8 protein-coding genes are annotated in these 14,742 nt (G+C 66.4%); all 8 read right to left on the bottom strand.

The features are described 5' to 3' along the window. Nucleotides 1–104: 104 nt before the first annotated feature. The 8 genes from tuf to ACWF4Z_RS27100 all read right to left on the bottom strand — a co-directional run bounded on the left by tuf (nucleotide 105) and on the right by ACWF4Z_RS27100 (nucleotide 14,738). The gene (tuf, locus tag ACWF4Z_RS27135) at nucleotides 105–1,298 is read right to left on the bottom strand and encodes an elongation factor Tu (protein ID WP_452245966.1); all 1,194 of its coding nucleotides are present in this window, start codon (nucleotides 1,296–1,298) and stop codon (nucleotides 105–107) included. A gap of 72 nt (nucleotides 1,299–1,370) precedes the next feature. Beyond that, complete coding sequence (gene fusA / locus ACWF4Z_RS27130; RefSeq protein ID WP_452246005.1) at nucleotides 1,371–3,431, bottom strand: elongation factor G; 2,061 nt, start codon at nucleotides 3,429–3,431, stop codon at nucleotides 1,371–1,373. Between the two features lie 122 nt (nucleotides 3,432–3,553). Beyond that, entirely contained in the window at nucleotides 3,554–4,024 is a 471-nt protein-coding gene (gene rpsG, locus ACWF4Z_RS27125; RefSeq protein ID WP_112243231.1) for a 30S ribosomal protein S7, read from the bottom strand. Further along, the gene (gene rpsL / locus ACWF4Z_RS27120) at nucleotides 4,024–4,398 is read right to left on the bottom strand and encodes a 30S ribosomal protein S12 (protein ID WP_452245965.1); all 375 of its coding nucleotides are present in this window, start codon (nucleotides 4,396–4,398) and stop codon (nucleotides 4,024–4,026) included. Before rpsL ends, rpsG begins: the two co-directional genes overlap by 1 nt. 344 nt (nucleotides 4,399–4,742) lie before the next feature. After that, a complete protein-coding gene (locus ACWF4Z_RS27115) occupies nucleotides 4,743–6,137 on the bottom strand; it encodes a nuclear transport factor 2 family protein (protein WP_452245964.1) in 1,395 nt (464 codons plus the stop codon). A 201-nt stretch (nucleotides 6,138–6,338) separates the two neighbouring features. After that, the gene (locus ACWF4Z_RS27110; RefSeq protein WP_452245963.1) at nucleotides 6,339–10,199 is read right to left on the bottom strand and encodes a DNA-directed RNA polymerase subunit beta'; all 3,861 of its coding nucleotides are present in this window, start codon (nucleotides 10,197–10,199) and stop codon (nucleotides 6,339–6,341) included. A gap of 71 nt (nucleotides 10,200–10,270) precedes the next feature. Continuing rightward, nucleotides 10,271–13,756 carry a DNA-directed RNA polymerase subunit beta gene (gene rpoB, locus ACWF4Z_RS27105; protein ID WP_452246004.1) on the bottom strand — a complete coding sequence of 1,162 codons (3,486 nt, stop codon included), beginning with the start codon at nucleotides 13,754–13,756 and terminating at the stop codon, nucleotides 10,271–10,273. A 277-nt stretch (nucleotides 13,757–14,033) separates the two neighbouring features. Next, a complete protein-coding gene (locus ACWF4Z_RS27100; protein WP_452245962.1) occupies nucleotides 14,034–14,738 on the bottom strand; it encodes a hypothetical protein in 705 nt (234 codons plus the stop codon). Nucleotides 14,739–14,742 lie beyond the last annotated feature (4 nt).

Here is a 14,742-nt window from a genome sequence, read left to right as displayed (position 1 = left end):
ACCCCCACGCTTGTGTATCCCCGCTCTAACCCCCCCCCCCTCTGCGCGGGCATCGATGTCAAATATGCGGCCCGCGCGGCACCCCCCGCGCGGACCTCATGGAATCACTTGAGGATCTTGGTGACCCGGCCGGCGCCGACGGTGCGGCCACCTTCACGGATCGCGAACTTCAGGCCCTCTTCCATGGCGATCGGCTGAATCAGCTCGACCGACATGTCGGTGTTGTCGCCCGGCATGACCATCTCGGTGCCCTCGGGCAGCGTGACGACGCCGGTGACGTCGGTGGTGCGGAAGTAGAACTGCGGGCGGTAGTTCTGGAAGAACGGCGTGTGCCGGCCGCCCTCCTCCTTCGACAGGATGTAGACCGAAGCGTCGAAGTTGGTGTGCGGGGTCGTGGTGCCCGGCTTGATGACAACCATGCCGCGCTCGACGTCCTCGCGCTTGGTGCCACGAAGCAGCAGACCGACGTTCTCACCGGCCTGGCCCTCGTCGAGCAGCTTGCGGAACATCTCGATACCGGTGACCGTGGTGGTCTGCTTCTCCGGACGGATGCCGACGATGTCGACCGTCTCGTTGATCTTGACGACACCGCGCTCGATCCGGCCGGTGATGACCGTGCCGCGACCCGTGATGGTGAAGACATCCTCCACCGGCATCAGGAACGGCTTGTCGATCTCGCGGACCGGCTGCGGGATGTAGGCGTCGACGGCGTCCATCAGCTCGATGATCGACTCGGCCCACTTCGCGTCACCCTGCAGAGCCGGGTGCGCCGCGACCTTCACGACCGGGGCGTTGTCGCCGTCGAACTCCTGCTCCGAGAGCAGCTCGCGAACCTCGAGCTCGACGAGCTCCAGGATCTCCTCGTCGTCGACCATGTCGCACTTGTTCAGCGCGACCACCATGGCCGGCACGCCGACCTGGCGGGCGAGCAGCACGTGCTCACGCGTCTGCGGCATCGGACCGTCGGTGGCGGCGACGACCAGGATCGCACCGTCCATCTGGGCCGCACCGGTGATCATGTTCTTGATGTAGTCCGCGTGACCCGGGCAGTCGACGTGGGCGTAGTGCCGGGCCTCGGTCTGGTACTCGACGTGCGCGATGGAGATGGTGATACCGCGCTGGCGCTCTTCCGGCGCCTTGTCGATCTGATCGAAGGCCGACGCCTCGTTCAGGGTCGGGTACTTGTCGTGCAGCACCTTGGTGATCGCCGCGGTAAGAGTGGTCTTACCGTGGTCGATGTGACCGATGGTGCCGATGTTGACGTGCGGCTTGGTCCGCTCGAACTTCGCCTTCGCCACTGGGGCCCTCCTGGATAAATGTTGACTTACGCCGTACGCCGACGCGCTGTGGGTTGGTTGGTCCGGGCGAGATTACTCGCCGCGGGCCTTCTTGATGATCTCTTCCGCCACGTTCTTCGGAACCTCGGCGTAGGAATCGAACTGCATCGAGTACGACGCGCGGCCCTGGGTCTTCGACCGCAGGTCACCGACGTACCCGAACATCTCGGACAACGGCACCAGAGCCTTCACGGCCCGGCTGCCACCGGGGCCTTCGTCCATCGACTGGATCTGGCCACGGCGTGAGTTGAGGTCGCCGATCACTTCACCCATGTAGTCCTCGGGCGTGATGACCTCGACCGAGAACATCGGCTCGAGGATGACCGGCGTCGCCCGGCGGGCGGCGTCCTTGAAGGCCATCGAACCGGCGATCTTGAAGGCGAGCTCGGAAGAGTCGACGTCGTGGTAGGCGCCGTCGGTCAGCGTGACCTTGACGTCCACCATCGGGTAGCCGGCCAGTACGCCGAACTCCATCGCCTCCTGGGCACCCTCGTCCACCGACGGGATGTACTCCCGGGGGATGCGGCCACCCGTGACGGCGTTGACGAACTCGTACCCGCCCTCGCCACCGGCCTCGACCGAAGTCGGCTCGATGTTGATGATCACGCGCGCGAACTGACCAGAACCACCGGTCTGCTTCTTGTGCGTGTAGTCGACCTTCTCGACCTTCTTCTTGATCGTCTCGCGGTAGGCGACCTGCGGCTTACCGACGTTCGCCTCGACGCGGAACTCGCGCTTCATCCGGTCGACCAGCACCTCGAGGTGCAGCTCGCCCATCCCGGCGATGATCGTCTGGCCGGTGTCCTCGTCGGTCCGGACCTGGAAGGTCGGGTCCTCCTCGGCCAGGCGCTGGATCGCGACGCCGAGCTTCTCCTGGTCGCCCTTCGACTTGGGCTCGATGGCGACCGAGATGACCGGAGCCGGGAACTGCATCGACTCCAGTACGACGGGCTTGGCCGGGTCGGCCAGCGTCTCACCGGTGGTGGTGTCCTTCAGACCCATCACGGCGACGATGTGGCCGGCGCCGATCGACGCGATCTCCTCACGCTTGTTCGCGTGCATGCGGTAGATCTTGCCGATCCGCTCCTTGCGGCCCTTGGTCGGGTTCAGCACCTGGGTGCCGGTCTCCAGCTTGCCGGAGTACACCCGGATGAAGGTCAGCTTGCCCAGGTGCGGGTCGGCCGCGATCTTGAACGCCAGCGCCGAGAACGGCTCGCTGTCGTCCGGCTTGCGCAGCACGACCTGGTCGCTGTCCTTGACGTCGTGGCCCTCGATGGCCGGAACGTCGAGCGGGCTGGGCAGGAAGGCGTTGATCGCGTCGAGCAGCGGCTGGACGCCCTTGTTCTTGAACGCCGTACCGGTCAGGACCGGGGTCAGCTTGCTCGCGATGGTCGCCCGCCGGATGCCGGCCACGATCTGCGCCTCGGTCGGGGTCTCGCCCTCGAGGTACATCTCCATGATCTCGTCGTCGGCCTCGGCCAGCGTCTCGATCAGCTTGTCGTGCCACTCGGCCGCCAGCTCGGTGTGGCTGGCCGGGATCTCCTCGACGGTGTAGTCCTCACCCATCGTGGTCTCGCCGCGCCAGGTCAGCGCGCGCATGCCGACCAGGTCGACGACGCCGATGAAGTCCGACTCCGCGCCGATCGGCAGCTGCAGCACCAGCGGCACCGCGGCCAGCCGGTCGACGATCATGTCGACGCAGCGCATGAACTCCGCGCCGGTCCGGTCCAGCTTGTTGACGAAGCAGATCCGCGGCACGCCGTACCGGTCGGCCTGGCGCCACACGGTCTCGGACTGCGGCTCGACTCCCGCGACACCGTCGAAGACGGCGACAGCGCCGTCGAGGACGCGCAGCGAGCGCTCCACCTCGACGGTGAAGTCGACGTGACCCGGGGTGTCGATGATGTTGATGGTGTGGTCTTTCCAGGTACAGGTCGTCGCGGCGGACGTGATCGTGATGCCGCGCTCCTGCTCCTGCTCCATCCAGTCCATCGTGGCGGCGCCGTCGTGGACCTCACCGATCTTGTAGGTGATACCGGTGTAGAAGAGGATCCGCTCGGTCGTCGTCGTCTTGCCGGCGTCGATGTGAGCCATGATCCCGATGTTGCGGACCTTGGCCAGGTCGGTGGTGATTTGTACGGCCACCTCGGTGGTCTACCTCTCGATTCTGTACTGCGTCAAAGTGTGAAGACCGGAGTCCGGATACGGACTCCGGATCACCAGCGGTAGTGGGCGAAAGCCTTGTTGGCTTCGGCCATCTTGTGCGTGTCCTCGCGGCGCTTGACCGAGGCACCCAGACCGTTGGAGGCGTCCAGGATCTCGTTCATCAGGCGCTCGGACATGGTCTTCTCGCGACGGGCGCGGGAGTACGACGTCAGCCAGCGCAGCGCCAGCGTGGTGGACCGACCGGGCTTGACCTCGATCGGCACCTGGTAGGTGGCACCACCGACGCGGCGGCTCTTGACCTCGATGCTCGGCTTCACGTTGTCCAGCGCACGCTTCAGCGTGATCACCGGGTCGGTGCCGGTCTTGGTCCGGGTGCCCTCGAGCGCGGTGTAGACGATGCTCTGCGCGATCTGCTTCTTGCCGTCGACCAGGATCTTGGAGATCAACTGGGTGACGAGCGGCGAACTGTAGACCGGGTCGATGATGACCGGACGCTTCGGGGCGGGGCCCTTGCGCGGCATTAGCTCTTCTCCTTCTTCGCGCCGTAGTGGCTGCGCGCCTGCTTGCGGTTCTTCACACCCTGGGTGTCGAGCGAACCGCGGATGATCTTGTACCGGACACCCGGGAGGTCCTTCACACGACCGCCACGCACGAGCACGATCGAGTGCTCCTGCAGGTTGTGGCCGACACCGGGGATGTACGCGGTGACCTCGATGCCGCTGGTCAGGCGGACACGCGCGACCTTACGAAGCGCCGAGTTCGGCTTCTTCGGTGTGGTCGTGTAGACGCGCGTGCACACACCGCGACGCTGGGGGGAACCCTTCAGGGCGGGCGTCTTGTTCTTGGACACCTTGTCCTGGCGGCCCTTGCGGACCAACTGGTTAATGGTGGGCACCGCGTAGGTCTCTTTCTGTCGTCCGGCTTTCTTCTGTTGCCTGACCCCCGCGGTCGGGTGTGTCGCGTGCGCACGGGCGTACCGAAGCCGTAATCTTCCGGACTGTCGGCAGGAATCCCGTGTCACGCGCGCAGACCCGATTGGGGAGGGGCACGCATGACGGCCCAGGATGACCCGGGCACGATCGTTAAGACTAGCGTCTGCCTCAAGCACGGTCAAAATGAGTCATCGACCGCGGCTGAGGTCTATCCGCTCTTACAGTCTACAGGCTCTCCGCAGGAGCCTGACGCAGGCACGAGAGTGGCCCGGCCGCTGGTACGGCGGCCAGACCACTTGCGCGTGGATCACACCCGGAATTCGACCTCGGAGATCAGTCCTTCGGTGACCCGGTAGAGCGCGAGGGTCGGGACCGGATCCCCGCTGTCGTAGGCCAGGACGTGCTCGACCACCCACTCGCCGAGCATCAACTTCTGCACAACCTCGGTCTTGCAGCGACCGGCGTCGAACCGCGGCCGGTAGTGCTCGCGCAGGAACCTGCGGCCCTTCAGCTCGGTGCCGTCCGCGAGCAGGATCCGGGCGGTCGGTGAGTACATCGCCAGGAAGGCCTCGAGGTCGTGCGCGGCGTACGCGGCGTGCTCGCGGCCGATCACCCGCGCGGCCACGGTATCGGCCGTCACAGCGGCAACGGTGGCCGCGCCGAGGTCGGCCAGCGGTGGCGTCCTGGTGGTCTGCGCGGGCCGAACGTCAGGCTGAGTGGAAGGCTGAGTGGAGATCTGGGTCGAAGGCTGGGGAGAAGGCTGGACGAGCGCCGGCTGACTGGCGGGTTCAGCAGGTGCCGCCGGGACAACAGCAGGAGTCTTTTCGGCCACCGGGGCCGGTCTGGTGCTGGCCGGCTTGGTCGTCGCCGGCTTGGTGGCGGCCGGCGTCCGGGTGGGGGTCTTGGTCTTGGGTGGCGGGACGAGGAGTTTTTCCTGGCCGTCCGGGTCCTCGCCCAGGTGGGCGATCGCCCAGTCCAGGGCCTTGGTGACGGCGGCGCGTGATTCTTCGGTGTGGTCGAGCATGTCGAACCCGTGGTGCCCTTTCGGTACGTCGATGATGTCCAGCGCGGAGCCACCTGCGGAGACGAACTCCGCGACCGGGCCGGCGAGCTCCTCGTGCTCGAGCCCGGCCCTGGTCAGCAACACCGGCAGGACTGAACTTGATGCGGGTCCCACCCCACCGCTGCGGTCGTACTTGCCGATCACTTCGATGGCATTGACCAGCTCGTCGGCACCGGGCGGGGTGGCGAGCAGCGGATAGGTGAGGGCGACGGCCCGCAGCCAGTCGGGGCGGCTGTCCAGCCACTCCCCTGCCAGCAGGCCGGCGCCGGAGAAGAACCACAGTCCGACCCGGTCCGGGTCGACGCGTGGATCCGAACGCAGGACGCCGACCGCAGCCTCCACCTCGTCCGCGGCGGTGACCAATTGGTCGAAGCCGCGGATCAGGCTGTGGTCGACGACAGCTGCCACCAGTCCTCGTCTGGCGGCGGCGGTCGCGTACCCCCGGTAGACCGGCCAGTCCCGAGGCATCACCTCGAGGCCGTCGGGCCCAGGACCCCCGTGCACGAACAACAACCCTCCGGTGCGGGCGGTACCGGCCGGGCGATAGAAGTCGATCTCTCCGAGCCTGTCCACCCGAACGTCGGGGCCGTCCAAAACTCCTAGGACGAAAGGCCGCAGGTAGGCCGGGAGATCCGTCATGGGCTCAATCTTGGCGCATCCAACCGACAGTTACAGCCCCTACCCCGAGTGTCTTGTCCAGACCGTCGCACAAAGTCCGCGAGTAGGCCGGAAATCCTTGTCTGCCAAGCGTTTGAGACGCCCCAAGAATGTCAGGAGAATGCCGCGAGGGCGGCACCCCCAAAGTGGGAGTGCCGCCCTCGCGGTTGTCTGTGACCCGACTCAGTTCTGGTAGGAACCGAGGTCGAAGTCGTCGAGCGGGACCGCCTGTCCGCTGGACGGGCCGAAGTCGTAGTCGTACGACTCGTAGCCGACCATCGAGTACATCGCGGCCTTCGCCTCCTCGGTGGGCTCCACCCGGATGTTGCGGTAACGGTCCATGCCCGTACCGGCCGGGATCAGCTTGCCGATGATGACGTTCTCCTTCAGACCGACCAGCGAGTCGGACTTGCCGTGGATCGCGGCCTCGGTCAGGACGCGGGTCGTCTCCTGGAAGGAGGCGGCCGACAGCCACGACTCGGTGGCCAGCGAGGCCTTGGTGATACCCATCAGCACCGGACGACCCGAGGCCGGCGTACCGCCCTCGGCCACGACGCGACGGTTCTCCGCCTCGAACATGATCCGGTCCGCGAGCTCACCCGGCAGCAGCTGGGCGTCGCCCGACTCGATCACCGTGACCCGGCGCAGCATCTGCCGGACGATGATCTCGATGTGCTTGTCGTGGATGGCGACACCCTGCGACCGGTACACCGCCTGGACCTCGTCGACCAGGTGCTCCTGCGCCTTGCGTACGCCGAGGATCCGCAGGACCTCCTGCGGGTCCGGCGTACCCTGCGTCAGCTGCTGACCAACCTCGACGTGCTGACCCTCTTCGATCAGCAGGCGGCCACGCTTCGACACCGGGTAGGCGACCTCCTCGGAACCGTCGTCCGGGGTGAGCACCAGCTTCCGGGTCTTGTCGGTGTCCTCGATCGCGATCCGGCCGGCCGCCTCGGCGATCGGCGCCTTGCCCTTGGGCTGACGAGCCTCGAAGAGCTCGACAACACGCGGCAGACCGTGGGTGATGTCGTCACCCGCGACGCCACCGGTGTGGAAGGTACGCATCGTCAGCTGCGTCCCCGGCTCACCGATGGACTGGGCCGCGATGATGCCGACCGCCTCGCCGATGTCGACCGGCTTGCCGGTCGCCAGCGAACGCCCGTAGCACTTGGCGCAGGTACCGGTCTTGGCGTCACAGGTCAGCACGGAGCGGACCTTGACCTCCTCGATCCCGGCGGCCACCAGAGCGGCGATGGACACGTCGCCCAGGTCGCTCCCGGCCGCCAGCACCAGCTCGCCCTTGGCGTCGAACGTGTCCGTCGCCAGGGTGCGCGCGTAGGCGCTGGTCTCCACGTTCTCCGCGTGCACGACCTTGCCGTCCGGACCCGGCTCGCCGATCTTCTTCGGCAGGCCGCGCTCGGTACCGCAGTCCTCCTCGCGGATGATGACGTCCTGCGACACGTCCACCAGACGACGGGTGAGATACCCGGAGTCGGCGGTCCGCAGCGCGGTGTCGGCAAGACCCTTACGAGCACCGTGGGTGGCGATGAAGTACTCGACCACCGACAGGCCCTCGCGGAAGTTGGACTTGATCGGCCGGGCGATGATCTCGCCCTTCGGGTTGGCCACCAGACCACGCATACCGGCGATCTGCCGGATCTGCATCATGTTGCCGCGGGCACCGGAGTGCACGGCCATCCAGATCGGGTTGTCCTTCTCGAAGTTCTCTTCCATCGCCTTGCCGACCTCGGCGTTGGCTCCGGTCCAGATCTCGATCAGTTCCTGCCGCCGCTCGGACGAGGTGATCAGACCTCGCTCGAACTGCTTCTGGACCTTCTCGGCCTGCGCCTCGTACCGCGCCATGATCTCCGGCTTGGACGGCGGCGTGCTGAAGTCGTCGATCGACACCGTGACACCCGAGCGGGTGGCCCAGCGGAAACCGAGGTCCTTCAGGTTGTCCAGCGCGTTCGCGACCTCGACCTTGGAGTAGCGCTCGGCCAGGTCGTTGACGATCCCGCCCAGCTGCTTCTTACCGACCTCGACGTCGACGAACGGGTAGTCCATCGGCAGCGCCTCGTTGAACAGCGCCCGCCCCAGCGTGGTCTCCAGCACGAACCCACCATCGGGCAGCGCGGTGGCACCAGCCGGTACGCCGGACTCGTCCAGCCGCAGCGTGATCTTGGCCTGCAGTGACAGCTCGAGCTTGTCGAAGGCCATCAGCGCCTCGGCGACCGAGCTGAACGCACGGCCCTCGCCCTTGACGCCTTCCTTCAGCATGGTCAGGAAGTAGATGCCGATGATCATGTCCTGCGTCGGCATCGTGACCGGACGGCCGTCGGCCGGCTTCAGGATGTTGTTGGTCGACAGCATCAGGATCCGGGCCTCGGCCTGCGCCTCGGCCGACAGCGGCAGGTGCACCGCCATCTGGTCACCGTCGAAGTCCGCGTTGAACGCGGAGCAGACGAGCGGGTGGATCTGGATCGCCTTGCCCTCGATCAGCTGCGGCTCGAACGCCTGGATACCCAGCCGGTGCAGGGTTGGTGCACGGTTGAGCAGAACCGGGTGCTCGGTGATGACCTCTTCCAGCACGTCCCAGACCTGGGCGCGCTGGCGCTCGACCATCCGCTTGGCGGACTTGATGTTCTGCGCGTGGTTGAGGTCGACCAGCCGCTTCATCACGAACGGCTTGAACAGCTCCAGCGCCATCGCCTTCGGCAGACCACACTGGTGCAGCTTCAGCTGCGGCCCGACGACGATCACCGAACGACCGGAGTAGTCGACGCGCTTGCCCAGCAGGTTCTGCCGGAAGCGACCCTGCTTGCCCTTGAGCATGTCCGAGAGCGACTTCAGCGGCCGGTTGCCCGGGCCGGTGACCGGACGGCCACGACGGCCGTTGTCGAACAGTGCGTCGACGGCCTCCTGCAGCATCCGCTTCTCGTTGTTGACGATGATCTCCGGCGCGCCCAGGTCGAGCAGTCGCTTGAGCCGGTTGTTGCGGTTGATCACCCGGCGGTACAGGTCGTTCAGGTCCGAGGTGGCGAACCGGCCACCGTCGAGCTGAACCATCGGCCGCAGGTCCGGCGGGATCACCGGAACGCAGTCGAGCACCATGCCCATCGGGCTGTTGTTGGTGGCGAGGAACGCCGTGACGACCTTGAGCCGCTTCAGGGCCCGCGTCTTGCGCTGGCCCTTACCGGTCTTGATCGTCTCGCGCAGGTTGTCCGCCTCGGCCTTCAGGTCGAAGGTCTCCAGCCGCCGCTGGATCGCGGCGGCACCCATGGCGCCCTCGAAGTACTTGCCGAACCGCTCCTTCATGGCGCGGTAGAGGATCTCGTCGCCCTCGAGGTCCTGGACCTTCAGGTTCTTGAACCGGGTCCAGACCTCGTCGAGGCGGTCGATCTCGCGCTGCGCACGGTCGCGCAGCTGCTTGACCTCACGCTCGGCGCCTTCCTTGACCTTGCGGCGTACGTCGGCCTTGGCGCCCTCGGCCTCGAGCTGCGCCAGGTCCTCCTCGAGCTTCTTCATCCGGGTCTCGATGTCGTTGTCGCGCCGGTTCTCGAGCTGCTTGCGCTCGACGTCGGTCCGGCCCTCCAACGACGAGAGGTCGCGGTGCCGCGCCTCGTCGTCGACGTCGGTGATCATGTACGCCGCGAAGTAGATGACCTTCTCGAGGTCCTTCGGGGCGAGGTCGAGCAGGTAGCCCAGTCGCGACGGGACACCCTTGAAGTACCAGATGTGGGTGACCGGCGCGGCCAGCTCGATGTGGCCCATCCGCTCGCGGCGCACCTTGGAGCGGGTGACCTCGACGCCACACCGCTCGCAGATGATGCCCTTGAAGCGAACGCGCTTGTACTTACCGCAGTAGCACTCCCAGTCCCGGGTGGGACCGAAGATCTTCTCGCAGAAAAGGCCGTCACGCTCAGGCTTGAGCGTCCGGTAGTTGATCGTCTCGGGCTTCTTGACCTCGCCGTGCGACCACTGACGGATCTCATCCGCGGTGGCCAGGCCGATCCGAAGCTCGTCGAAGAAATTCACGTCGAGCACGATGTGTTATCTCCCAATTGCTGTTGAAGCGGTCTGAGTGAGTTGGTTGTTGATCTCAAGCGGCAACCCGCTCAGACCTCCTCGACGCTGTTCGGCTCGCGCCGGGACAGGTCGATGCCCAGTTCCTCCGCGGCACGGAAGACGTCCTCCTCGCTGTCGCGCATCTCGACCCGGCTTCCGTCGGACGAGAGCACTTCCACGTTCAGACACAGGGACTGCATTTCCTTGACCAGAACCTTGAAGGACTCCGGGATACCCGGCTCCGGGATGTTCTCGCCCTTGACGATCGCTTCGTACACCTTGACGCGACCGACCACGTCGTCGGACTTGATGGTGAGCAGCTCCTGCAGCGCGAAAGCGGCACCGTAGGCCTCGAGGGCCCACACCTCCATCTCGCCGAACCGCTGGCCGCCGAACTGGGCCTTACCACCCAGGGGCTGCTGCGTGATCATCGAGTACGGACCGGTCGACCGTGCGTGGATCTTGTCGTCGACCAGGTGGTGCAGCTTCAGCATGTACATGTAGCCCACGCCGACCGGCTCCGGGAAAGGCTCACCCGAACGGCCGTCGAACAACTTGGCCTTGCCCTTGCCGTCGACCATCCGGACGCCGTCGCGGTTCGGCAGCGTGGAGCTGAGGAGGCCGGTGACCTCTTCCTCCCGCGCGCCGTCGAAGACCGGGGTGGCGACGTTCGTCATCGGAGCCGCGGAACCGGCGCCGATCTTGATCAGCCGCTGGGCCCACTCCTCCTGGTTCTCCGGATCGATCTCCCAGCCGCGGCTGGCGATCCAGCCGAGGTGGATCTCGAGCACCTGACCGACGTTCATCCGGCCGGGCACGCCCAGCGGGTTCAGGATGATGTCGACCTGGGTCCCGTCCTCGAGGAACGGCATGTCCTCGACCGGCAGGATCTTGGAGATGACGCCCTTGTTGCCGTGCCGGCCGGCCAGCTTGTCGCCGACCGAGATCTTCCGCTTCTGGGCCACGTACACCCGGACCAGCTGGTTGACGCCCGGCGGCAGCTCGTCGCCGTTGTCACGGTCGAAGACGCGGACACCGATGACGGTGCCCTCCTCGCCGTGCGGAACCTTCAGCGACGTGTCGCGGACCTCGCGGGCCTTCTCGCCGAAGATCGCGCGCAGCAGCCGCTCCTCCGGGGTCAGCTCGGTCTCACCCTTGGGGGTGACCTTGCCGACCAGGATGTCGCCGGTGGTGACCTCGGCGCCGATGCGGATGATGCCGCGCTCGTCGAGGTCGGCCAGCATCTCGTCGGAGACGTTCGGGATGTCCCGGGTGATCTCCTCCGGGCCCAGCTTGGTGTCGCGAGCGTCGACCTCGTGCTCCTCGATGTGGATCGAGGTCAGCAGGTCCTGCTGGACGACGCGCTGGGACAGGATGATCGCGTCTTCGTAGTTGTGACCCTCCCAGGGCATGAACGCGACCAGCATGTTGCGGCCGAGCGCCATCTCACCCTCGTCGGTGCACGGACCGTCGGCCAGTGGCGACCCGACCTCGACCCGCTGACCGGCGTCGACCAGCGGGCGCTGGTTGATGCAGGTGCCCTGGTTCGAGCGGCGGAACTTCGCCAGCCGGTAGGTCTGGTACGTACCGTCGTCGGCGGCGACCTCGATCAGGTCGGCCGAGACCTCCTTGATCACACCGGCCTTGTCGGCCACGACCACGTCGCCGGCGTCGACCGCACCGCGGAACTCCATGCCGGTACCGACCAGGGGGGCGTCCGCGGTGATCAGCGGAACGGCCTGGCGCTGCATGTTGGAGCCCATCAGGGCGCGGTTGGCGTCGTCGTGCTCGAGGAACGGGATCATCGCCGTCGCGACCGACACCATCTGGCGCGGCGAGACGTCCATGTAGTCCACGTCGTCGACCAGCACGAGCTCGACCTCACCGTGGCGCCGGCGAACCAGCACCCGGTCCTCGGCGAACGAGTCGTCGTCGTTCAGCGCCGCGTTGGCCTGGGCGATGACGAACCGGTCCTCCTCGTCCGCGGTCAGGTAGTCGACCTGGTCGGTGACCCGGCCGTCGACGACCTTGCGGTACGGCGTCTCGACGAAGCCGAACGGGTTCACCCGGCCGTACGTCGCGAGCGAGCCGATCAGACCGATGTTCGGGCCTTCCGGGGTCTCGATCGGGCACATCCGGCCGTAGTGGGACGGGTGCACGTCGCGAACCTCGAAGCCGGCCCGCTCGCGGCTCAGACCACCCGGGCCAAGGGCCGACAGGCGGCGCTTGTGGGTGAGTCCCGCGATCGGGTTGGTCTGGTCCATGAACTGCGACAGCTGCGACGTACCGAAGAACTCCTTCAGCGCCGCCACCACCGGACGGATGTTGATCAGGGTCTGCGGCGTGATCGCCTCGACGTCCTGGGTCGTCATCCGCTCCCGGACCACGCGCTCCATCCGGGCCAGGCCGGTGCGCAACTGGTTCTGGATCAGCTCACCGACCGTACGCAGCCGACGGTTGCCGAAGTGGTCGATGTCGTCTTCCTCGACCACGATCTCGCCGGTCGGGGCGGGCAGCTCGGTCTTGCCCTCGTGCAGCGCCACCAGGTACTTGATCGTGGCGACGATGTCGTCGATCGTCAGCACCGCGGTGTCGTGGGCCTCGTCGCGGCCGAGCTTCTTGTTGATCTTGTAGCGGCCGACCTTGGCCAGGTCGTAGCGCTTGCCGTTGAAGTAGTAGTTGTCCAGCAGCGCCTGCGCGGCTTCGCGCGTCGGCGGCTCGCCCGGGCGCAGCTTGCGGTAGATGTCCAGCAGCGCGTCGTCCTGCCCGGAGGTGTGGTCCTTCTCCAGGGTGAGGCGGATCGACTCGTAGTCGCCGAACTCCTCGAGGATCTGCGCGTCGGTCCAGCCCAGCGCCTTCAGCAGGACGGTGACGTTCTGCTTGCGCTTGCGGTCGAGGCGGACGCCGACCATGTCGCGCTTGTCCACCTCGAACTCCAGCCACGCACCGCGCGACGGGATGATCTTGGCGGTGAAGATGTCCTTGTCCGAGGTCTTGTCCGGCGTGCGCTCGAAGTACACACCGGGCGACCGGACGAGCTGCGAGACGACGACCCGCTCGGTGCCGTTGATGACGAAGGTGCCCTTGCGCGTCATCAACGGGAAGTCGCCCATGAAGACGGTCTGGCTCTTGATCTCACCGGTCTCGTTGTTCATGAACTCGGCCGTGACGAACAGCGGCGCGGAGTACGTGACGTCGCGCTCCTTGCATTCGTCGACCGTGTTCTTCGGTGGCTCGAAACGGTGGTCGCGGAACGACAGCGACATGGTGCCGCTGAAGTCCTCGATCGGGGAGATCTCCTCGAAGATCTCTTCGAGGCCGCTCGGGCCGGACAACTCGGTCCGCCCCTCGGCCTCGGCGGCGGCCACACGGGCCTGCCAGGTTTCGTTGCCGACCAGCCAGTCGAAACTGTCCACCTGCAACGCAAGAAGATCCGGAACCTCAAGAGGTTCGGAGATCTTTGCGAAGGAGATGCGGCGTGGTGAGCCGGAAACGTCGGAAATACTGTCGGACTGGGGGTTGCGCGAGGCGACCAAGGGGCGTCCTTCCACGGGCTCGCAAAGTTACGTGCGGTGCTGGCACTTCGGTGCTGTCGGCGCATGCCAAGCCGCCCTAGTCAAGTCGGGACCTGAGCCAGAGCGAGGAGAAAGGCAGCGCAAAGCAATAGGCTACCCGATACAGGCAAGCCTGTCCAATGGGGTCCGATAGTTTGCCTTCGGACCCCCCTTCCCGTCAAGGACCGACCCGGGATCTCCAGCGGATAGATCACCCGCGAGACTTCCGGCGTCCTCCTGGTACGGAGTCACAAAGAGACTACAGTCCGGCGATCTCCTGGACCAGCCATCGGCCGTCCTTTCGTACCATCGTGAACCGGGTCCGGTTCTGATCCACCCGGGGCTTACCCTGCGTGATCGTGCTGGTGGTGGTCTGGTTCACGAAGATGATCAGCGTGACCCGGTCGGCGTCGCCGTCGCGGACCGCGACGTCGCGGACATCGGCCACCACCGTCGCCTTGGTCTTGGTGGCCAGCTCGCCGGCCACCTTGGCGGTCTCGTCGAACTTCCCGGCGAACTCCGGGGTCATCGTCGCCCGCGCGGCGGCGAAGCTCTTGTTCAGGTCGCGGTAGTCGTAGCTGAGCGCGGTCGCGGCCGCCTTCCGGCCGGCCGCGGCGGCCTGGTCGCGGGCGTTCTCGGCCTGCTTGCCCTGCCACGCCTGGACCCCGAGCACCACCGCGACGGTCAGGACGAGAACGACGGCGACCGCGAGAACGACGGACAGAACCGTCCCCAAACCCTGCTTTCCGTCACTCTTCGTAACCGTCGCGACCTCGGCGGCCTGCTGGGATCCGGTCCCCACGAGCGTCGATGTGGCTGGGGTCACACCCTCGGCAGGTGCCTCCGGAGCGACTTCGGTGTCGTTCGTTGTCAGCTCGGCGACCTTGACGGTCCCGCGGTCGGAGTCCGGCGCCGTACGACGCTGACCGGCGATGCGCGGGCGGTTCCGGGAACGATCGGACATCAGG

It is taken from the genome of Kribbella sp. NPDC055071 (genome assembly GCF_053608045.1).
Note: the sequence above shows the minus strand (reverse complement) of the source record. Positions and strands in the feature narration are given on the sequence as shown.